Here is a 22,263-nt window from a genome sequence, read left to right on the forward strand (position 1 = left end):
AAAGAGATATCTGGCGACCGCAGCTGCAGGCGAACATGGAGAAAGTAGACTACTATAGTGAGCGTGGATTTGTCGCTAAGGTTTTTTTTTTTTTCAAGCAGAAGCCGGCATACGATTTCCCAGCGACAGTCCCGTGGGCTCGGAGATGTCTATAGGAGCCAGCCATCGACTATATCCGCGATGGCCACCTGCGCCACAACCGCCAGCACATCGGCGCAGCCCTCGACGCCAGCCTCAAGCGCCTGCAGACCGACTGGATCGACCTCTACCAATTGCACTGGCCGGAGCGCAGCACCAACTTCTTCGGCCAGTTGAGCTACAAGCACAAGGACGAAGATGACCTCACCCCACTGGAGGAAACGCTCGAAGCCCTGGACGAACAGGTGAAGGCCGGCAAGATCCGCCACATTGGCCTGTCCAACGAAACGCCGTGGGGCACCATGAAGTTCCTGGCCCTGGCCGAAGCCCGCGGCTGGCCGCGCGCCGTGTCGATCCAGAACCCCTACAACCTGCTCAACCGCAGCTTTGAAGTGGGCCTGGCGGAGGTTGCCATTCGTGAACAGTGCGGCTTGCTGGCCTATTCGCCTTTGGCGTTCGGCATGCTCAGTGGCAAGTACGAAAATGGCGCACGCCCGGCCAAGGCGCGCCTGACTGAATACAGCCGCTTCAGCCGTTACTTCAACCCGCAGTCGGAAGCGGCGTGCAGCCGCTATGTGGCTCTTGCGCGGGAACATGGCCTGGACCCGGCGCAGATGGCGCTGGCGTTTGTGACGCAACAGCCGTTTGTGACCAGCAATATTATTGGCGCCACATCGCTGGAACAACTGGACAGCAACATCGCCAGTGCCGATCTGAAATTATCGAAAGAGGTGTTGGAAGGGATTGAGGCGATTCAGAAGGATCATCCGAATCCGGCACCCTGATTGACCCGCACTGATCATTCCCACGCTCTGCGTGGGAATGCCGCCTTGGACGCTCTGCGTCCGCTTTCAGAGTCGTGACGCAGAGCGTCACATGAGGCGTTCCCACGCGGAGCGTGGGAACGATCCATCAAAGCGCCCGCGCAATGATCTCCTTCATGATCTCATTGGTCCCCGCATAAATGCGCTGCACCCGCGCATCCGCCCAGGCCCGGGCAATCGGGTATTCCCACATGAACCCGTAACCGCCATGCAACTGCACGCACTCATCGAGCACCTTGCATTGCAGGTCTGTGGCCCAGTACTTGGCCATCGCTGCGGTAGGCACGTCCAGCTTGCCTTCCAGGTGCATAGCCATGCACTTGTCCACAAAAACACGGCCAATCTGAATCTCGGTGGCCATCTCCGCCAGCTTGAACCGAGTGTTCTGGAAATCGGCAATCGCCTTGCCGAACGCCTTGCGCTCACGGGTGTACTCAAGGGTCCACTGCAACGCCGCTTCGGCTGAGGACAGCGCGCCAATCGCCACGGTCAGGCGTTCTTGCGGCAACTCTTGCATCAGGTAGGCAAAGCCCATGCCCGCCTGGCCCAGCAGGTTTTCCTTGGGCACGCGCACGTCCTGGAAGAACAGCTCCGAGGTGTCCTGGGCCTTCATGCCGACTTTCTCCAGGCGCTTGCCCTTGTCGAAGCCCGGCGTATCGGCTTCCACCAGGAACAGGCTGGTGCCCTTGGCGCCGGCCTTGGGGTCGGTCTTGGCGACGACGATCACCAGATCGGCCAGGTAGCCGTTGGTGATAAAGGTCTTGGAGCCGTTGATCACGTACTCATCGCCGTCCAGCACGGCGCTGGTCTTGACCCCTTGCAGGTCGGAACCGGCGCCCGGCTCGGTCATGGCGATGGCAGTGACCATCTCCCCGGAGATCAACTGGGGCAGGTACTTGTGCTTCAGCGCTTCACTGCCGTAATGCAGGATGTACGGCGCGACGATATCCGAATGCAGGGAAAAGCCGATGCCGGTCAAACCCAGGCGGCTGACCTCTTCGATCACCACCGCGCTGTAGAGAAAATCCGCGCCCAGGCCGCCGTATTCCTCTGGCAGGTGGGAACACAACATGCCCGCCTCCCCCGCCTGGTTCCACAGGTTACGGTCGATATAGCCCTGCTTTTCCCATTGCCCATGGAAGGGCACGGCGTGTTTTTCGAGGAAGGTGCGCACGCTCTCACGGAAGAGTTCGTGCTCCGAGCTGAACAAGGTTCTGGGGATCATGGGTCACCTGTGTGGATTGTCGGACAAGGACGAGCCCACAGAGCCTATGCCCCGAAGGCGTCACGGGACACTGGACACATGCGACAAAAAATAAGACGATCCAGCCGTCTGGTGACCACTTTCCCCTATAAGAATAAATGAAATTATGTCTAACCAAATCTCCACGCCGTTGCGGCGCGTCAGCATTTTGGCCATTGATCGGGTATTCGCTTCCACCCTCATGCAAGCCAAGGATTTCTTCCATCTCGCCAGCCTGCGCCATGGCAAACAGCAAGGCCTGGGCCTGACCCCAGGGTTCGAAACGCGCCTGGTCAGCCCCGACGGCCAGTCCGTGCGCAGCTTCAGCGATGTGATCATGCCGGTGGACGGCGGCCTCGAAGACGCCGACATCATCGTGCTGCCGGCCTTCTGGGACGACTTCGATGTGTTGTGCACCCGCTACCCCCAGGTGCTGCCGTGGCTGCGCGAACAACATGCTCGCGGGGCTGTGCTGTGCGGCGAGGCCACCGGGGTGTTCTGGCTGGCCGAAGCCGGGCTGCTCGATGGCAAGGAGGCGACCACCTACTGGCGTTTTTTCAACGCTTTCAGCGAGCGCTTCCCCAAGGTGCAGCTCAATCAGGACAAGCACCTCACAGACGCCGACAACCTGTATTGCGCCGGCGGCACCACCTCGGCCTGCGACCTTTATATCTACCTGATCGAACGCTTCTGTGGCGCCAACATCGCCCAGGCCGTGGCCCGCGACATTCTCTATGAAGTGCAGCGCAACTATTCACCGGGGCGTATCGGGTTTGGCGGGCAGAAGCTGCATCAGGATGTGATCATCCTGCAGATCCAGCATTGGCTTGAAGAGCACTTTGCCGACAAATTCCGCTTTGAAGACGTCGCCCGGGAACACGGCATGAGCATCCGCAACTTCATGCGCCGCTTCCAGACCGCCACCGGTGACAAGCCGCTGCATTACCTGCAACGGCTGCGCATCGAGACAGCCAAGGGCCTGCTCTCGGGCAGCCGCAAGAGCATCAAGACCATCAGTTATGAGGTGGGTTACGACGATGCGAGTTTCTTTGCGCGGTTGTTCAGGCAGCACACGGAGTTGTCGCCCAACCAGTATCGCCAGCAATTTCAGCAGGCCGCCTGACTCCAGGCCAACACAAACCATTGTGGGCGCTGGCTTGCCTGCGATGACGGTGTATCAGCCAGCCTATAGTTGACTGATACACCCCCATCGCGGGCAAGCCCGGCTCCCACATTAGATCTCCATTGAGCCGGAGATTGATTAAGGCTTGTGCCCGCGCGACAGGAACTCGTGGGACTGCATTTCCAGCAGGCGACTCAAGGTGCGCTGGAATTCGAAGTTCAAGCGACCACCCGTATAGAGGTCCTTGAGTTCGACTTCCGCCGAGATGATCAGCTTGACGTTACGGTCATAGAACTCATCGACCATGTTGATGAACCGTCGGGCGATATCGTCGGTGGTCACGCCCATCTGTTCCACACCACTCAAGATCACGGCGTGGAAGATCTTGCCCAGCTCGATGTAATCGTTCTGGCTGCGTGGCCCATCGCACAGTTGGCGGAACTCGAACCAGGCTACGTCATCGCAGGTGCGCAGTGCGATGATTTCGCGGTTCTCGATCATCAGCTTGTCGTTTTCCACCGCCTGGGTGCATTCCGGCGTCAGCGCACGGAAGCTTTTCTTCAGGCTTTCGTGTGCGGCTTCGTTGAGCGGGAAGTGGAACAGCTCGGCTTGCTCCAGGTGACGCAAGCGGTAGTCGACGCCGCTGTCGACGTTGACGATATCGGTGTTCTGCTTGATCAGCGCAATGGCCGGCAGGAAGCGTGCACGTTGCAGGCCGTCCTTGTACAGGCCATCGGGCACGATGTTCGACGTGGCCACCAGGGTCACACCGTTCTTGAACAGTTCTTCCATCAGGGTGCCAAGGATCATGGCGTCGGTGATGTCGGAGACGAAGAATTCATCGAAGCAGATCACCCGGGCCTCTTGGGCGAAACGCTTGGCGATGATGGTCAGCGGGTTTTTCTCGCCCGGCAGGGTCTTCATCTCTTCGTGCACGCGCTTCATGAAGCGGTGGAAGTGCGTACGCACTTTTTCCTTGAACGGCAGCGCTTCAAAGAAGGTGTCTACCAGGTAAGTCTTGCCCCGACCCACGCCGCCCCAGAAATACAGGCCCTTGACCGGCGTGTGGTCTTTCTTGCCAAACAGCTTGCTGAACATCCCTGGCTTGCTTTGCGACGCGGCCACGAGGTCCTCGTACAGGCGCTGCAAATGACGCACGGCATTTTCCTGGGCCGCGTCGTGGAAGAACTCGGGGCGTTTCAGATCAGCTTGATATCGTTCTAGGGGCGTCATAATTTCGTTAGCAAGGCAACAAAAACGGGCCGACACTGTAACGACGGCCCTGGATAATGGCAATCAACCCTTGGTCGGGTTAATCCTCGATTGGGGTCAACGCAACGCGCAAGGCTTCGATGGCCGCGTCACGCGATGCTTGATCGGCATACTCGGCACTGTCAGCGACTGCGGCGCCGTCCAGCCATACGCTGAAGCCCAGGGCCTCGGCGCGTACGTCCAGCGCATCACCACTTTGCAGTTGCTTGGTCACCGCGCCGGCTGCTTTGCCATCGGCAAAGTTGCGCGACAGCAGCAGTTGCTCGCCATCAGCGGCCAGCAGGCGGAAGCGGAAGCTGCCGTCAGTTTCACGGAAGCTCACAAACCGCGCAGCCTTCGCTGCTTTTTTCTTGGTGGCGACCGGCGCCGCCGCCTGGTTGACGAACGAACGCAGGCCCACCGCTTCACGCAGCTCGGCCAGGAACGGTGCCGCCACGGCACGGGCTTTTTTCGCGCCGACCTGCAGCAGGTCTTCCATGTCCGATGGGCGCGACATCAGTTGGTGGTAACGCTCGCGCGCTTCGCCGAGCTGGCCGTCGAGCAGTTGGAACAGACGGTTCTTTGCCTCGCCCCAGCCCAGGCCTTCTAGCAGCTCGCCACGGAATTGGGCTTCCTGGGCCTTGGTCGCGAACGCCTGGTAAAGGGTGAACAGGTGCGAATTGTCCGGATCCTTGGGTTCGCCTGGCGCGCGGGAGTCGGTGACGATCCGCGAGATCGCGTCCTTCATGTCCTTGGCGCTGGTGAACAACGGGATGGTGTTGTCGTAGCTCTTAGACATCTTGCGGCCATCCAGGCCCGGCAAGGTGGCCACGCTTTCTTCGATCAGCGCCTCGGGCATGGTGAAGAATTCTTTACCGTTGCCGAACAGGTGGTTGAAACGCTGGCCGATGTCGCGGGCCATTTCCACGTGCTGGATCTGGTCGCGCCCCACCGGCACCTTGTGCGCGTTGAACATCAGGATGTCCGCTGCCATCAGCACCGGGTAGCTGTACAGGCCCATGCTGATACCCGCATCCGGGTCTTCACCGTTTTCCACGTTCTTGTCCACCGAGGCCTTGTAGGCATGGGCGCGGTTGAGCAGGCCCTTGGCGGCAACGCAGGTCAGCAGCCAGGTCAGCTCGGGGATTTCCGGGATGTCCGACTGGCGGTAGAAGGTCACTCGGTTCACATCCAGGCCACCGGCCAGCCAAGTCGCGGCGATTTCCATACGCGAGCGCTGGATGCGCTGCGGGTCATCGCATTTGATCAGGGCGTGGTAGTCGGCCAGGAAGTAGAAGGAGTCGGCATTCGCGTCTTCGCTGGCGAGGATCGCCGGGCGAATCGCACCGGCGTAGTTGCCCAGGTGCGGCGTGCCGGTGGTGGTGATGCCGGTGAGGATACGGGTACGGGTCGTCATGGGTGATCGCTTGTCATCAATTCGAAAGGCGTGGCAGCACCAGATCCTTGAGATCGGTCAGCTTGCCATGAAAAAAGTGTCCGCATTCTGCCACTTTCAGCAGCTCATGGGGGCGTTTCAGGGCGGCGGACCAGGCGTAGACGAGTTGCGGGTCCACAACTTCATCGGTTTCCGGCTGGATCAGGGTCAACGGGCAGCCTTGGGGCAGCACGTCCGACTCGCCCAGGCGCATCACCGCCGCAGCCACCATGAACAAGTGCGCGAGCTTCTCGCCCTTGGCTTCCAAACGCCCGCCGAGACTGGCAGCCACGTAACCGCCGAAGGAAAAACCCAGCAAGGTGATCGGCAGGTCCGGGTGCTTTTCCCGCAACCAGGTGGCGGCCGCTTCTGCATCATCGACTTCACCGCTGGCCATGTCGTGAGTACCGGCACTGGCACCGACGCCCCGGTAATTGAAACGCAAAGTAATCAAACCCGCGTCGCGGGCGGTGCGTTGCAAGGTCGATACGACTTTATTGAGCATGGTCCCACCCTGTACCGGGTTAGGGTGGCAAACCAGCGCCAGGCCACGTGGTTCGGGGTGATCCAGGTACAGGGCTTCCAATTGGCCCACCGGGCCATCGATCAAAACGGGGGTTTCACGCATGAGCAAGGATGAACTCCGTGACCTCTCAAGGGGTCGACTCGTCTAGCTAAAAGTCTGTGCATGGCATCATTGCGAGCTTAATCGCGGTATACAGCGCAGGTTTGAGCCGTTAACGTAAAGCAAAGCCGTTTATAGAGGAAGGACTCGTGGAACACTCGCTCTTAGTTTGGTTGTTGCCGACTCTTGCCCTGGTTGCCGGTGTCGCCATTGGTTTCCTGGTTGCCCGCCTGCTGCCCAATGCCGCGCCTAACCGCACGCAGCGTCAGCTGGATGACATTCAGGAACGTTTTGACAGTTATCAGAACGAGGTTGTTACCCACTTCAACAGCACCGCGACCCTGGTCAAGAAGCTCACCCAGAGCTACCAGGAAGTACAGGATCACCTCGCCGATGGCGCTAACCGCCTGGCCCTCGACGACATCACCCGCCAGCGTCTGCTGGCCGCGCTGCATTCCGATGCACCGCAAACCCCACGGGAACGCCTGACCCCACCACGGGAAAACCAGGAGCCACCACGGGACTACGCGCCAAAAACGCCGAACGCCCCAGGCATGTTGGATGAGCATTACGGCTTGAAGAAGTAAGTCATCTTCGAGCAATAAAAAAGCCCGGCTGATCGATGATCAGCCGGGCTTTTTATTAGGTGCCTGAACCATCAGACAACACCGCCCCCCTGTGGGAGCTGGCTTGCCTGCGATAGCGGTGTGCCCGTTGACACACCTGCCTCAGACACTCCGCTCCTACATTAAGCGCGCAAGAGCTTAAGTGAGTTGCTGTTCCTGCAACCGCCCACCGTCAATGCGCACATGCCGCCCATGGAAACGCTTGAGGCTGCTGCGGTGGCCGACGCTGACGATGCTCAGCCCCGGCAGTTCATCGATCAACGCCTGGTACAAGGTCGCCTCGTCTTCTTCATCCATGGCCGAGGTCGCCTCATCCATGTACAGCCATCGCGGTGCAAACAACAACGCACGGGCAAAGGCCAGGCGCTGTTGTTCGCCGGGCGAGAGCATGCGTTGCCAGTGGTTGGCTTCATCCAGGCGGCTGACCAGATGGGGCAGGCGGCAGGTTTCCAGCACCTGTGCATAACGTTCTGGCGCGTAGACGCTGTCGTCCTGTGGGTAACTCAACACGGCCTTGAGCGTACCAATCGGCAGGTAAGGCTTTTGCGGCAGGAACAGGTAGCGCGTCGCCGGCAGGCGAATGCTGCCATGCCCGGCGGGCCACAGGTGCCCCATCGCCCGCAGCAAGGTGCTCTTGCCGCTGCCGGAACGCCCGCTGAGCATGACGCGCTGGCCAGGCTCCACGGTCATGTCGGCGTCGGTGAGCAAATGGCGGCCGTCGGCCAGGTCCATGCCCAGGTCGTTGATCACCAGGCGCTCGCCTTCAGGGCGCACGTCGATCGCCGGCGTGCGTTGCTCGTTGTCGCTCATGGCTTGCTGGAAACTCAATAGACGGTCGCTGGTGGCGCGCCATGTCGCCAGCTCCGAATAGGCGTTGATAAACCAGCTGAAGTTCTCTTGTACGTTGCCGAACGCCGAGTTGATTTGCATCAGCTCGCCCAGCTCGATCTTGCCGGTGAAGTAGCGCGGCGCGGCGACGATAAACGGGAAGATGATCGCGATCTGGCTGTAGCCGGCGGTGAAAAAGGTCAGGCGCTTGGACACTTTCATGATGTCCCAGAAGTTCTGCCAGACCTTGCCGAAGCGCGTGCTCAGGCGCTGCCTTTCATTCGGCTCGCCGTTGTACAGGGCGATACTTTCGGCATTCTCACGCACCCGCACCATGGAAAAACGCAGGTCCGCTTCGAAGCGTTGTTGTTGGTTGCTCAGGCCAATCAAGCGCCGGCCGATCAGGTGCGTCAGCCAACTGCCCACGGCGGCGTACAGCAGCGCACACCAGAACATGTAGCCGGGGATGGTGATGCCGAACACTTCGATGCTGCCCGAGACGCCCCACAGGATGATCGAGAATGACACCAGGCTGACCACGTTACGCAGCAAGCCGAGGCCCAGGCTTAAAGTGCCGGACGTGAAGTTGTTAAGGTCTTCGGAAATCCGCTGGTCCGGGTTATCGGTGTAGCCGCCCTGCTCCAGCTGGTAGTAATTCTTGTGGGCCAGCCAGCGGCTGAAGTGTTTTTCGGTGAGCCAGGCGCGCCAGCGGATCGTCAGCATCTGGGTCAGGTAAAGGCGGTACACCGCACCGAGTATCGCCACCGCCGCGATCCCGCCGAAATAGCCGATCAGTTGCCAGAAGGCCGCTGTGTCCTTCTTCTCCAAGGCGTTGTAGAAGTCTTTGTACCAGTGGTTGATCCACACGGAGATCGCCACGCTGAACAGCGACAGGCCAATCACGGCGGCCAGCAGCAGCCAGGCCCTGCCCTTCTCTTCACTGCGCCAATAGGGGGTGATCATCGCCCAGGTTCGGCGGAAGAATTGCCCACGCACCGCATCGTTGACCGCGCGGTATTCAGCGTTCTGATTCATCGTTCAGGCTCGGTAGGAAAAAGTCACAGGCGTTTGAACCGATCATAGGGGATCGGTTCGTGCGTCCGTGCAGCCTGAAGCGGGTTGTTCAGTTGCCGTTCAGCGTCGTACCGGGCGCTTCTGCAACTTGCGTTGCAGCGTGCGGCGGTGCATGCCCAGGGCGCGGGCGGTGGCGGAGATGTTGCCTTCGTGTTCGGTCAACACGCGCTGGATGTGTTCCCACTGCAGGCGGTCCACCGACATCGGATTTTCCGGCACCAGGGTGTCGAGGTCGGCATGCTCGGACAGCAAGGCGGCCAGCACGTCGTCGGCATCCGCTGGTTTGCACAGGTAGTTGCAGGCGCCGCGCTTGATCGCCTCGACGGCGGTGGCGATGCTGGAGTAACCGGTGAGGATCACCACGCGCATTTCCGGGTCGAGTTCCAGCAGCTTGGGCAGCAGCACCAGGCCCGAGTCGCCGTCCATTTTCAGGTCCAGGGCAGCGTAGTCCGGCAGGTCGGCCTGGGCGATGGTCAGGCCCTCTTCAGCAGAACCTGCGGTGCTGACGCGAAAACCGCGCCGGCTCATGGCGCGCGCCATCACGCGGGTAAAGGTCGCGTCGTCATCTACCAGCAGCAGGTGCGGCAGTTCTTCGCCTTCGACTTGGATCTCGTCACTCATCGATATCTCCTCGTGCGACACGGGGCAGGCGCAGCTCGGTGAGCGTGCCACCTTCCTCATGACTATAGAGCTTCACTGAGCCGCCCGCGCGGGTCACGCTGGCCTTGCTCAAAAACAGGCCCAGGCCGAAGCCTTTGCCCTTGGTGGTAAAGAAGGGTTTGCCGATCTGCTCGGCAATGGCCAACGGCACGCCGGCGCCGTGGTCACGAATGCTGATGGTGACGTTTTCCGCGTCCCAGTCCAACTGCACGCCGAGGCCTTCAGGGCAGGCATCGGCGGCATTGTTCAGCAAGTTGAGCAGCGCCTGGGTCAGGTCTGGCGGTGGCGCCATGCGCGGTACGCTGCCTTGGCCCAGCAGGTTGAAGCGGTAACTGGCTTCGGGACGCATCAGGTGCCAGCGGTTCAGCGCCTCATCGAGCCATTGGGTGACGTCTTGCATTTCGACCGCCAGACGGCGATTGGCCTCGGCGGCGCGCACCAGTTGCTGGAGCGTCAGCTTGCACTGCTTGACCTGTTCCTGCAGCACGCTCAAATCATCCTGCAGGGCCGGGTCGTGATGGTCCTGGGTCATTTCCTTGAGCAGCACGCTCATGGTCGCCAGCGGCGTGCCCAACTCATGGGCGGCGCCAGCGGCCTGGGTGGCCACGGCCAGCAACTGCTGGTCACGCAGGCCCTCTTCACGGCGAATGGCACGCAGTTCTTCCTGACGACGCAGTTCTTCGGCCATGCGCGCGGCGAAGAAGGTAATGACTGCCGCCGACAGGGCGAAGCTCAACCACATCCCATAGATTTGCAGGTTTTCCCGGGCGATGGGGAATGTCTGCAAGGGGTAAAACTGTGCCAACAGCAAGGTGTACAGCGTCAGCGCGATGCCCGACAGGACCACCGAATAGCGCCACGGCAGGGTCACGGCGGCGATGGTCAAAGGCACCAGGTAGTAGGAGACAAAGGGGTTGGTGGAACCGCCGGAGAAGTACAGCAACACGCTGTGGATAAACAGGTCACAGGCCAGTTGCAGGGCGTATTCCAACTCGGTCACCGGCCAAGTGGTACGCAATCGAATGGCGGTGAACACACACAATACGGTGGAAAAACCCAGGGTCACGGCCAGTTGCAGCCAGGGCAGCGGCAACAGGTCGAACCAATAGGCAAGCCCGACGGAACCGGCCTGCGCGGCCAGTACCAGGGTGCGAATGAACGTCAGGCGCCAGAGGTTCTGGCGAGTGGCGGAAGTCAGTTTTACGGCGGCGAGCATGAGCTCTCCCGGTGAGCGCTGCAGGCGGATCGGCACGAGTATAAACGAAGCAGACCTGCTGGCACGGCGTGTGTGGCTCTTTGACGCAGGCCGGGTAAATGACCGTTCGTCGGCGCCCGCATAACTTGTGGGTAATGTGTAAACCCGAAGAACCCGATGCCAGCGTCTACAGTCTTACCGAACACGACTATCTCAAGGAGCTTCCATGTCTCGTTTCATTCGCAGTGCAGCCATCATTACCTTCAGCGCCAGCGCTCTGGCGAGCCTGCCGGCCATGGCCGCCGATGCATTGCATTACAACCAGATCTCCCTGCGCGCCGAAGCCAGCCAGGAAGTGGCCCGCGACAAGATGATCGTCACTCTTTACACCGAATCGCAAAACGCCGACCCGGCCAAGCTTGCTGCCGAAATCACCACCACCCTGAACCAGGCCCTGGGCCAGGCGCGCGAAGTCAAAGGCGTGACCTTGCGCCAGGGCAGCCGCAACAGCTACCCGATCTACGACAGCAAGAACCAGAAGATCACCGGCTGGCGTGAACGCGCCGAGCTGCGCCTGGAAAGCGCGGATTTCCCGGCGCTGTCCAAACTCACCGGCGAGTTGTTGAACACCTTGAAAATGGACAGCATGGACTTCGCCATCGCCGACACCACGCGCAAGGCCAGCGAAGATGCACTGCTCAAAGATGCGGTGGCGGCGTTCAAGGCGCGCGCGCAACTGGCTACCGATGCACTCGGCGGCAAGGGCTACAAGATCGTCAACCTGAACTTCAACACCAATGGCTACCCAATGCCTTACGCCCGCAGTGGCGGCATGATGATGAAAGCCGCCATGGCCGATTCAGCGCCGACGCCTGAAGTGGAAGCTGGCACCAGCCAGGTCACTATGAGTGCCGACGGCGTGATCGAAGTTTTACAGTAAGTTTTTAGACAGGACAAAGGCGCAGCCCTACGGGCTTGCGCCTTTTTTTGGATGGCTGTCGGTACCCGATTTGACGATGCCACCAACCTAGGCGCCCCCCCCCGAGCACCGCCACGACCGTCGTATCAAAAACCGGGCTCAAACTCATCCAACGGATCAAAAACACTGACAACATCAACGATGTTCCCGAGATCGAAGCGATCCCGGATATAAATATAAAAGCATCCAGAACTATAACTCTCCGCGCCTATCCGTGTAGAGGTCACACCTACGCTACATGTACCGTCTTAACCGAAGCGATACTTCTGGTTTTTTTGATCGCTACAGGTTGCATCTTAGAAAACATTTGACATACAGGGCGCGTGCGATCTGGAACTTTTCGCACACCTGCCGCCACCTAATACGTGTAAAACTATACAGGCACTGCCCTACAAACTGAGGGAAGCCTTACGGAATAGAAGAGCCAGTAACGTTAGCTGGCCACTAACTCCACGCCAATGCCATAACACTTCAAGAAAATAACTTTAAATCATTAATAAAGTGAGTCATTCATGAAGACACTTTCTTCTTTCGGGCATCCCCCGCTTATTCCCAGCGGACCACCGATTGCAGACTTTAACCCAACTCAAACAGCGCCCCCAGCAAACAAAGCGAACACCACACCGCAATGGCACCCCCCGCTGAGCCCCGGCGGACCACCCATTGCAGACTTTAATCCAACTCGGACAGTTGCTCCCTCGCCGCCAGTAAAAAATACGACCGCGCCACCGCAGGACCATGAGCTTGATTTCTCCAAAGGCGTCATTTATGGGGGAGACACCGTTTCTGCGCCTACGAGCTATCCGCTCAAGGAACAGGTGCAGCGCATAGAAGCCTATGCCGGACGTGTAGTGGCACACATCAATACCTTGGAACAGGGTAAGGAAGGCGAAAACAACGTCAAATTCCAGAACGTTCGCCATTTTCTAGAGCCTGCGGGTTACTTCAGTGGCGGGTTACTGGCTGCCGGGTACGACCCACATGAAAAATTCACCGTGACGTTCAACTCCTACGTAGGTAAATGGAAGAAAGAGGTGCAGACCAACACCGAAGAACGCACTTACTATGCATGGGAAATTGCAGCCGGTGCCCTTAAGCACGACAGAACACCGGAAGGCGGTTTACTCAATTTTCAAGAGACGAAAGTCAAGCCACAAGACGCGAACAAGATCAACGATCTGGAAGCGCTGGGTGCGCGTCTACAGGCTCACTGGAAGGTGGATGTAGCCGAGCCTATGCGCGACATGTACGGTGCCTTGGCGAAACGCTCCGGAAAAGCGGATGCCTATGCTGTGCGCGGAACTCTAGAAAGCCTGCGTAACGACAAGAACAGCTATGAACAACTCTCCCCCGAAGGGCAAGACGCAATCCATCGTACACTTTACAGAAACGGCAACGTGGTCATCCCAAACATATATGGCTACCCACTGGCAGGGCATGCATTTATCCCGTTCACCAACTATCACGGCGATTACGACCACCGGCCTAATAAAGGTTTGCTCATTGACTTGAAAAACGGCACGGTCAGTGAAATATACGGCGATGACGATTTTGCCCACTGGGCTGAAAAAAATCGTAATGAGCTGTACAGTAGTTTTAATGCCAGTGACAGGCAGGGCGGCAAAGACTCTCATTGGCCATCGGCCGCAAATGTGCTCGAAAACCTGATCGACTCCAACAGGGCTACATACCCCGGTTATCAAAGCTGGATAAAAGACAAGGCTGTGCCTGTGAGGGAGACTTTCAATTATACCCAATCACGAAATAGCGAATACTTCTTGAAATGGGGAAACCTTGAGTCCGGCATTGCTAACGAGTACCAAGCTGTGAACGCCAAGAACGCAGTATGGGCCGACCAAACGCAGGTGTTTGGTTCCGAGCAGCAAGCGTGGAAGAACGCGAAGGAATTATGGGGACGCACCTTCGGTTACGTGCCCGTCCTTGGTAACGCGGGCAATATTGTCTTCGGTGTGCATGACTCCATTCACGGCATGACCGCCGACGATCGCGTTGGCGGCACTGCCGCAGCGGTGATATCGAGCCTGCAACTGGTGCACGAACTTGCACCCAAATGGGGTAGAAGCGGGCCTGGGTGAACTTGAGTTGCCTTCCCCCCCGTCTAGCAGCAAGAACTACAGTTGGAGGTACAATTCCGAGACACAGGATTTTGAATTTGTGCGCGCACCAAAAGCTTCGAACGACAGTCATATTCCCACAAACGTCGAAACAGACGAATCAAATCGTTCGGTGCCGGCTAATAGTGGGGGCGCCCGCCCGCCCGTCGAAGGCACAAACGGAAAACTTCCACCACTGAGTTCCGTAGAAAACATACCCACGGGTGAGGCACTTTTTTCTACGGGTGAAAAAGCCGTCATCCTGAGTGGTGAAGTAAATGACCTGAATGTGATCAACGAGAAGCTGTATACCTTTGTCGACATTAATAAAAAAGGTACAGAACAACGATTGAATATCCTCGTCCATGGCAGTTTCAACCCTGAAACTGGCGTAGCAAGAGTTGTGTACGATGGCCAACTCAACACCCCGGCAGAGTTGCTTCAGACTCTTCATGCAAAGGGTATACGCCCGGAATTGTTTGACAACATACGCCTGTTGTCATGCAATTCTGCAACTGGGGGAGACGCTTCCTTTGCCGCTCAATTTCAAAGGCTGATAAGGCGCCCTGTAAAAGGGTACACCGGCACTCTCACCGCGAACCTTGCGCCGGAAAATATAACGGCTGCCGTTGGCAAAATAGAAAAAGCTTATCTCCAAAACCTGCAACAGAAGGGTTTCCCCCTTACTCCGACTGTAACAGACTTCGCTAAAGCCCAGGCTGAGCAGCGTATCGCCGATGAGATGAAGGTAATCTCACGTTTCGTACCGTCGAAGACCAACCCCTATTGGAACCCACTCAAGTGGTGGGCCTTCACCTATAAGCCCGTGACATTCACCCCTTAACCTTGAACTTTATTTATGAGTAAAGGTGACCGGCGACTGTACTTCTCTATGCATCGACGGCGTGATCGAAGTTTTACAGTAACTTTTTTAGACAGAACAAAGGCGCAGCCCCACGGGGCCTGCGCCTTTTTTTGCGCGCTGGCGCGCCGTCATATACGGCAGCATATTTAACAGGAATCAAGCGCCCGGCTTTCACGACTCATTACTGCCATAGCTACCAGGGAGGGCTGTGCTGGCATCTATTCATACAATGAGAGCCGAACTTATGTCCCTTTCACTCAATCCGACATCCTCGCCATCGCTGCCGTCCGCCGTCCCCCATCCGATATCGAACACTCAAGCGCAGGTGACACCGCCACCGCCCACTGCAAAAACCGTCCACCCTGACGAAACAGCCCTGCTCAAGGCCTACCTCGAGGCCGCACAACGCAAGGTGTTGCAGGGCAATGCCGGGCTTATAACCGTACCGCCCCAAAGCACCCTGGGCCAATGGCTTGGGCTGTATCGCACGCACTTGGAAAATGCCGTCGTACAGGGCTGGCTGCGCGAACAACACTTCGCCCCGGACACCTTGCTTTCAATCAACCCCTCTACAGGTACCTTGTCCGCCGAGGTCGAGGGCAAAACGAAAACCTTCCATCTGTCGGATACATCAGGCTGGGGACAAATTTCAGGCCCCCTGCTGGACGCCGCAAAAGTTATCGCCCCTGGCAATAACGGTGATTTGCGTGTGAGGTTGGGTAAGGACTCCATACAGGTCAGCGCAAAAGTGGTGGCCAACTTTGAAGGCGTGCCCCTTCCCCAGACGCTGTCCCAGGCTCGAGCACAAATAAGGCATCTGGAACATAAAGACACCTTCGACCCTATCCCCGCCGATGACCGCCTGCGCCCTGCCAGCAGCCGCTCGGCACAGGCGCTGCAAGAGCAACAACACAATGCCGCCAAGTACTACAGCACCGCACCACAGGCGTTGGCTTACAAGCGCCTGGCGGTTGACGTCGCCAACAACCTGCCCAATACGCGGGCAGAAGCCAAGAAATGGGCGGATGACCTGCTGCTCAAACTCACGGGCAAACCTATCGACTCCGATACTGTCTATTTGAACCGCTTCAAAGGCGGTGAAAGCGCGGACACGGCTACCGGCTGGGAACACACTTTTCAGGAGCCCTGGTCCTCACTGCGCTTACCCGACGCCTTGCTGAAGAACTTCTCCGAGCACGACTGGGTGCCTGGCAACCTCGACCTCGAGGCAGGTTTGTATACCCAGCCCGCAGGGCAAAGCGATAAAGGCGGTTACGGCAAGCACAATCAAATCGACCTCAAGCCGTCACAAGTGATGCACGAGAGCTGGAAAACCGACTTTCAAACCCAGATGACCCAGAAATTCGACAGGTTCTGGAACGCGCACACCGATAACTACCACACGGTAATCAAAGGTGAGTTCGTTTCCCAGGCACGGGAGCAACTGAAGAAAGCCCAAGCCTGTTCACCTGCTGAACGAGCCTTGCAAGCCTCAGAACACCAGTTCACTCGTGGCGACTACAACCTGGTAATGGCGACGGCGAACAATATTCCACTCGACGAAAACACACCCCTGAGCCTTGAACAGCTCAAGGCCAAAGCGCCAGTAAGCAGCGCTCCCCAAGTGCATGCCCTTGATATCCACGGTTTCACATCCAGTGACATTCTTCGATTCAGTAGCGACGACACTGGCCGGCAAGTGCTTTACATACCTGGAGCCAAACCGGCATTTCTGCGCTTCGACTCCTTGGACAAGCTCAATCAATGGGTAATTGACCAGACGAAGGACCCGAAAAAAAGCCAGTCGCTGCTCGCGCACTTTTCATTGGCTGATCGTCAGAACCGTAAGCCTGACCTTCTCATACAACTGGCAATCGGGTTTGTACCGGGCGCGAGCTTTACGGGTATTGGCGACAAGCAAGATGGCCTGGACGCCCTCTTCAAGAAAATGGCCGCCGGTGAGCTGAAAAACCCGGTGAACACCAGTAGTCACTCGAAAATCGAGGGGGATGTGTTTTCCACCCTGACAACCGCCGCCAAACAGCGCATGACGAGTGACACCGACGTCGTCGTCAAATCCAACAGCGAAGTAACCCGAGATACATGGTTGAACGACATTACCGTAGCCGCCGGGCTATTGGCCAAGCTTGCGCCTATCGCTGCACCGGTTGCCGGCGCAGCGGCACTTGCCGGGCTGACCGAGTTGGGGTTGGGCTTGGAACAAACAACGTCCGGGGACACCGAGGCGGAACGCGACAACGGAGCTTCCAAGGCACTCGATGGTTTGCTGAACACGTTGTTCTCAGCGGGGGCAAGCGAAGTTCCGGAAGATCCTTTTGCATTGCCGCCCGAGAAAGAGCTACCGGTTGTGGACCCGCTCGCCCAACCGCAAATCAATGAACTCGAAGAGCCAACACCAGGCCCATCCAGCGGCACCCCCACGGTTAACGAAGCTGGGGCTCCCCTGCCAAAATCCCAAACACTCTTGCCGATGGCTCCCTATGCCGTGTCTGAGGGTGAGCAGTTGATAAAGAGCGCGCCCCGCGATGCGTTGGGTGTCTATCGAATAACCGACAGCCAGGGGGCACTGCGCCAGTTCGTGCGCTTTACCGACGAGACGGGGGCGAGCAAAGTATTTGAAATATCAGGCCGCTATCGAACCGGCGACGTGTTCGCCAAAATCATTAATCCCGATAACGGCGCAGGGCTGATGGTCATCACACCTGGGCGTGATGGAGAATGGGCCAGGGCGCCGGGCAATGGCGGGGTGAAGTGGCCATGGCAACGCTCTGAGTTCCCAACACCAAGTAACGATCTAAAAACGCCTGCACAGGTATCGGATAATTTTATTGAGTTAGACGGTACCAAAATGAAAGGCGCTGACATACTCGACAAGTATTTCAATGTTGAAGAGCAAGCGAACTATAAATATGGCGTCAGTTTCAAGGAAGAGAACGGTGTTTTAGAAAACCGCCCTGTCTTTTCCTGGACAACGGACAGCGGGGACTTCACGGTATCCGAATCGGAAACAGCTTCGCCATCCGAGTATGGTACCAGCAATTATTCTCCACAATTTATCAAAGACATCAACCGAGACCCTTACACAATAAGAAGCGCTGACCTGGAGAACGTTGAAATCGACATACCCCAGCAGATAGCGGGAATGACTATCCCAGATGACTTAGAACAACAGATCCGTAATGGTCTTATAGGGGATGGGATCAATGCATTTGAGCGCACCGTGCCCGATCCTGACATGCGAGCGGCAATTTCAGAGGTTGCTCATCAAGGCTCTTCCGCTCCTGCGTGGTTTGAATTGCAGCCTCCCCGAGTGAAAGACGGTTATATCAGCAGTGTTGGCGACAGGCAGTACGTCATCGACTATAACCCTTTAAAAAATGAGACCGAGGTTACAATCACCACCCAATGGCGCCTGAAATCTGAGGTTAGAGGTGAGTCCACCCTCGCCAAAGACGTGAACATAACAGCCACTCGAACTTTCAACCTCCGTGCAAGTAATGAAATAGACGGCCCGCCCGTTATAATCGATAAATCGGCCCCCATCCGGATAGAAGTATCCCCTCGTATAGGCGTATCCCCTACCTAAGCCAGCTGAACGGCGGTAACCTCGGTTACCGCCTTTTCGTTTGGGCAGCTTTTACGCCTGCCACTTCAGGGGTCTCCATGGAAAGAATCGCCATTAAGCCAGTGCTCCTCGCCGCAAGCCTTCTTGCTTTTATACCGATGGCTCACGCCGCTACCACCCTGGTCTACTGCTCCGAAGCCAGCCCCGCCGGCTTCGACCCCAGCCAGTACACCAGTGGCACCGATTTTGACGCATCCGCCGAAACCGTGTTCAACCGCCTGACCCAGTTCAAGCGCGGTGGCACCGAGGTCGAACCAGGCCTGGCCACCAGTTGGGACGTGTCGAAGGATGGTCTGACGTATACCTTTCACCTGCGTGAAGGCGTCAAGTTCCACACCACCGACTTCTTCACCCCGACCCGCGACTTCAACGCCGATGACGTGCTGTTCACTTTTAATCGTCTGCTGGACGCCGAGAGCCCGTTTCGCAAGGCCTACCCCTCCGAATCGCCCTACTTCACCGACATGGGCTTGAACACTACGATCAAAGGCCTTGAAAAACTCGACGAACACACTGTGCGTTTCAACTTGAACAACGTCGATGCTTCGTTCGTACAGAACCTGGCCATGAGTTTCGCCTCGGTGCAATCGGCGCAATACGCCGCCCAACTGTTGAAAGAAGGCAAGGCCGAGCAGATCAACCAGCAACCGGTGGGCACCGGGCCGTTTGTGTTCAAGCGCTACCAGAAAGACGCGCAGATCCGTTATGCGGCCAATAAGCAGTATTGGAAACCCGAGGACGTGAAGCTCGACAACCTGGTGTTCGCCATCACCCCGGACGCCGCAGCGCGCCTGCAGAAACTCAAGGCCGGCGAATGCCAGGTCAGCGGTTACCCGCGCCCCGCTGACATCGAGGCAATGAAGCAAGACCCCAACCTGCGCGTGCAGCAACAAGCGGGCTTCAACCTGGGCTTCCTTGCCTACAACGTGACTCATCCGCCGCTGGATCAGCTCAAGGTGCGCCAAGCCCTGGACATGGCCATCGACAAGCCCGCCATCATCAAGGCCGTTTACCAGGGCGCCGGACAATTGGCGCAGAACGCACTGCCTCCCGCCCAGTGGTCTTATGACCCTAAAATCCAGGATGCACCCTACGACCCGACCAAGGCGCGGTTGCTACTAAAAGAAGCAGGGGTTGCACCAGGTACCACCATCAATCTGTGGGCCATGACCGTACAACGCGCCTCGAACCCGAATGCGCGAATGTCCGCACAAATGATTCAACAGGATTGGGCCAAGGTCGGCATCAAGGCCAACATCGTCAGCTATGAGTGGGGCGAATACATCAAGCGCGCGAAAAATGGCGAACACGACGCAATGATTTACGGCTGGACCGGCGACAACGGCGACCCGGATAACTGGCTGGGCGTGCTCTACAGTTGTGCTGCGGTCAAGGGCAGCAACTACGCCAAATGGTGTAACCCGGCCTACGACAAGCTGGTACAGCAAGCCAAGGTCAGCAGCGACCGCGAGCAGCGCATCAAGTGGTATCAACAGGCACAGAAAATCCTTAAGGAACAAGTACCTATAACGCCTATTGCGAACTCGACGGTTTTCCAGCCAATGCGCAAGCAAGTGCGTGACTTCAAGATCAGCCCGTTCGGGCTCACGCCGTTCTACGGTGTGGGTCTAGATAAGTAACAACAGCGCCCCAACCGAGTGCGCTAGACGCCTCGGCTGGGCTTTTTTGGTGCGCCATTTGCACCGAAAAAACCCTCCAAATAGGCACTTTTGTGTCAGAACTTTCATAATTGCGACATTCCTGTACGTTCGTACCACAGTTTTCCCTTTGCAACCGCTCTGCATCTTGCATTGGGTATGGCGCCTGCATAAGTATCCGCAGGCCGACTCACGAGGTCGCCCTCACCACCAAAAATGACAACAAATCATGAGGCCAACATGCTTAAACACGCAGTCCTTCCGTTATTAGTGAGCGCTGGCCTTATGGCCGCAGCCCCCGTAGCCCTTGCGGCAACTAACCTGGTGTTCTGCTCCGAAGGGAGCCCGGCCGGTTTCGACCCAGGCCAGTACACCACCGGAACAGACTTCGATGCCTCGGCCGAAACCATGTTCAACCGCCTGAGCCAGTTCGAACGTGGCGGCACCGCCGTCGTTCCTGGCCTGGCCACCAGCTGGGACGTGTCCCCGGATGGCCTGACGTATACCTTCCACCTTCGCGAAGGCGTCAAGTTCCACACTACCCCGTACTTCAAGCCGACTCGTGAATTCTCGGCCGACGACGTACTGTTCACCTTCAACCGGATGATCAATAAAGACGATCCATTCCGTAAGGCCTACCCCACCGAGTTCCCGTACTTCACGGACATGGGGATGGACACCAACATCAAGAACATCGAAAAAGTCGATGACCACACCGTCAAGTTCACCCTTGGCACCGTGGACGCCGCGTTCATCCAGAACCTGGCCATGAGCTTCGCCTCGATCCAGTCCGCCGAATACGCTGCGCAGCTGTTGAAGGAAGGCAAGCCTGCCGACATCAACCAGAAGCCGATCGGCACTGGCCCGTTCGTGTTCAAGAGCTACCAGAAAGATTCGAACATTCGCTACACCGGCAACAAGGACTACTGGAAACCTGAAGACGTGAAGATCGACAACCTGATCTTCGCTATCACCACTGACCCGTCGGTGCGTATCCAGAAGCTCAAGAAAAACGAATGCCAGATCACCCTGTTCCCACGTCCGGCTGACCTCAAGGCGCTGGGTGAGGACAAGGACCTGAAACTGCCGCACCAGGCCGGTTTCAACCTGGGCTACATCGCCTATAACGTCATGCCAGTACTCAAGGGCCAGACCGCCGCGAACCCGCTGGCCGACCTGCGCGTCCGTGAAGCCCTGGACATGTCGGTGAACAAGCAGCAGATCATCGACTCCGTGTACCAAGGTGCCGGCCAGTTGGCAGTCAACGCCATGCCGCCGACCCAGTGGTCCTATGACACCACCATCAAGGATGCCAAGTACGATCCTGCCAAAGCCAAAGAGCTGCTCAAGGCCGCTGGCGTCAAGGAAGGTACCGAGATCACCCTGTGGGCCATGCCGGTTCAGCGCCCCTACAACCCCAACGCCAAGTTGATGGCCGAGATGCTGCAGAACGACTGGAAACAGATCGGCCTGAAGGTCAACATCGTCAGCTACGAGTGGGGCGAGTACATCAAGCGCTCCAAGGGCGGCGAGAACCAGGCCATGATCATTGGCTGGAGCGGCGACAATGGTGACCCGGACAACTGGCTGAACGTGCTGTTCGGCTGCGACTCGCTGTCGGGCAACAACTTCTCCAAGTGGTGCGACAAGAAATTCGACGGCATCGTGAAAGAAGCCAAGGCCACATCGGATGTCGCCAAACGCACCGAGCTGTATAAGCAGGCGCAACATATCCTCAAAGATGCAGTCCCGATGACACCTATCGCGCACTCGACGGTGTATCAACCCATGCGTAATACCGTACAAGACTTCAAGATCAGCCCGTTTGGCTTGAATTCCTTCTACGGCGTTAGCGTCAGCGGCAAGTAAGGATCAATAACGGCGACGTTTCATAACGTCGCCGTTATTCCATCCGCCTGGACCTTAGGAAACAGACTACGTTTGCAAGCGTTGCCGTCTTACAGCAATGAACTGCGACC

General features: G+C 57.7%; 15 protein-coding genes and 1 pseudogene. 9 read left to right on the forward strand and 7 right to left on the reverse strand.

Translation table 11 applies throughout. From position 1 onward, the window contains the following. Positions 1-164: 164 nt before the first annotated feature. Positions 165-923 (forward strand): annotated as a pseudogene (locus GIW04_RS00005) (aldo/keto reductase); the annotation flags it as partial. A 127-nt stretch (positions 924-1,050) separates the two neighbouring features. Here GIW04_RS00005 and GIW04_RS00010 read toward each other — a convergent pair. Further along, entirely contained in the window at positions 1,051-2,187 is a 1,137-nt protein-coding gene (locus GIW04_RS00010; protein ID WP_034134864.1) for an acyl-CoA dehydrogenase family protein, read from the reverse strand. A 220-nt stretch (positions 2,188-2,407) separates the two neighbouring features. On the opposite strand from GIW04_RS00010, the gene GIW04_RS00015 reads away from it, so the two are divergent. Continuing rightward, entirely contained in the window at positions 2,408-3,328 is a 921-nt protein-coding gene (locus GIW04_RS00015) for a GlxA family transcriptional regulator (protein ID WP_169855855.1), read from the forward strand. A gap of 138 nt (positions 3,329-3,466) precedes the next feature. On the opposite strand, the gene zapE is transcribed toward GIW04_RS00015, so the two are convergent. The 3 genes from zapE to GIW04_RS00030 form a co-directional block, all read right to left on the reverse strand. Next, on the reverse strand, positions 3,467-4,561 hold the full coding sequence (zapE, locus tag GIW04_RS00020) for a cell division protein ZapE (protein ID WP_014716907.1): 1,095 nt from the start codon (positions 4,559-4,561) through the stop codon (positions 3,467-3,469). 79 nt (positions 4,562-4,640) lie between these two features. Beyond that, positions 4,641-5,996 carry a tryptophan--tRNA ligase gene (locus GIW04_RS00025; RefSeq protein WP_120248657.1) on the reverse strand — a complete coding sequence of 452 codons (1,356 nt, stop codon included), beginning with the start codon at positions 5,994-5,996 and terminating at the stop codon, positions 4,641-4,643. Positions 5,997-6,012: 16 nt separating this feature from the next. Then, complete coding sequence (locus tag GIW04_RS00030; RefSeq protein ID WP_003188497.1) at positions 6,013-6,642, reverse strand: alpha/beta hydrolase; 630 nt, start codon at positions 6,640-6,642, stop codon at positions 6,013-6,015. 146 nt (positions 6,643-6,788) lie between these two features. Here GIW04_RS00030 and GIW04_RS00035 point away from each other — a divergent pair, with 146 nt between their 5' ends. Further along, the gene (locus tag GIW04_RS00035) at positions 6,789-7,226 is read left to right on the forward strand and encodes a YhcB family protein (RefSeq protein WP_003171734.1); all 438 of its coding nucleotides are present in this window, start codon (positions 6,789-6,791) and stop codon (positions 7,224-7,226) included. A 177-nt stretch (positions 7,227-7,403) separates the two neighbouring features. Here the strand turns inward: GIW04_RS00035 and GIW04_RS00040 are convergent, their stop codons facing one another. From GIW04_RS00040 to GIW04_RS00050, 3 genes are all read right to left on the reverse strand, one after another. Continuing rightward, positions 7,404-9,128 carry an ABC transporter ATP-binding protein/permease gene (locus GIW04_RS00040; RefSeq protein ID WP_120248656.1) on the reverse strand — a complete coding sequence of 575 codons (1,725 nt, stop codon included), beginning with the start codon at positions 9,126-9,128 and terminating at the stop codon, positions 7,404-7,406. Positions 9,129-9,227: 99 nt separating this feature from the next. Then, complete coding sequence (locus GIW04_RS00045) at positions 9,228-9,788, reverse strand: response regulator transcription factor (protein ID WP_003171731.1); 561 nt, start codon at positions 9,786-9,788, stop codon at positions 9,228-9,230. After that, positions 9,781-11,043 carry an ATP-binding protein gene (locus GIW04_RS00050; protein ID WP_003188495.1) on the reverse strand — a complete coding sequence of 421 codons (1,263 nt, stop codon included), beginning with the start codon at positions 11,041-11,043 and terminating at the stop codon, positions 9,781-9,783. Before GIW04_RS00050 ends, GIW04_RS00045 begins: the two co-directional genes overlap by 8 nt. Positions 11,044-11,248: 205 nt before the next feature. Here GIW04_RS00050 and GIW04_RS00055 point away from each other — a divergent pair, with 205 nt between their 5' ends. The 6 genes from GIW04_RS00055 to GIW04_RS00075 all read left to right on the forward strand — a co-directional run bounded on the left by GIW04_RS00055 (position 11,249) and on the right by GIW04_RS00075 (position 22,153). Further along, complete coding sequence (locus GIW04_RS00055) at positions 11,249-11,962, forward strand: SIMPL domain-containing protein (RefSeq protein ID WP_003188494.1); 714 nt, start codon at positions 11,249-11,251, stop codon at positions 11,960-11,962. Positions 11,963-12,513: 551 nt separating this feature from the next. Further along, positions 12,514-14,097, forward strand: coding sequence for a hypothetical protein (locus tag GIW04_RS31305; RefSeq protein WP_329607542.1), 1,584 nt, complete (start codon positions 12,514-12,516; stop codon positions 14,095-14,097). Between the two features lie 79 nt (positions 14,098-14,176). Further along, a complete protein-coding gene (locus GIW04_RS31310; protein WP_329607543.1) occupies positions 14,177-14,959 on the forward strand; it encodes a hypothetical protein in 783 nt (260 codons plus the stop codon). 265 nt (positions 14,960-15,224) lie between these two features. Next, on the forward strand, positions 15,225-18,587 hold the full coding sequence (locus GIW04_RS00065; protein WP_120248655.1) for a dermonecrotic toxin domain-containing protein: 3,363 nt from the start codon (positions 15,225-15,227) through the stop codon (positions 18,585-18,587). Between the two features lie 77 nt (positions 18,588-18,664). After that, entirely contained in the window at positions 18,665-20,266 is a 1,602-nt protein-coding gene (locus GIW04_RS00070; RefSeq protein WP_034134858.1) for an ABC transporter substrate-binding protein, read from the forward strand. Positions 20,267-20,524: 258 nt separating this feature from the next. Continuing rightward, complete coding sequence (locus GIW04_RS00075; protein ID WP_120248654.1) at positions 20,525-22,153, forward strand: ABC transporter substrate-binding protein; 1,629 nt, start codon at positions 20,525-20,527, stop codon at positions 22,151-22,153. Positions 22,154-22,263: the final 110 nt, after the last annotated feature.

Origin of the sequence: Pseudomonas sp. PA-4-8C (assembly GCF_021606625.1) — a bacterium.
Classification (GTDB): Bacteria; Pseudomonadota; Gammaproteobacteria; order Pseudomonadales; family Pseudomonadaceae; genus Aquipseudomonas; species Aquipseudomonas lactis.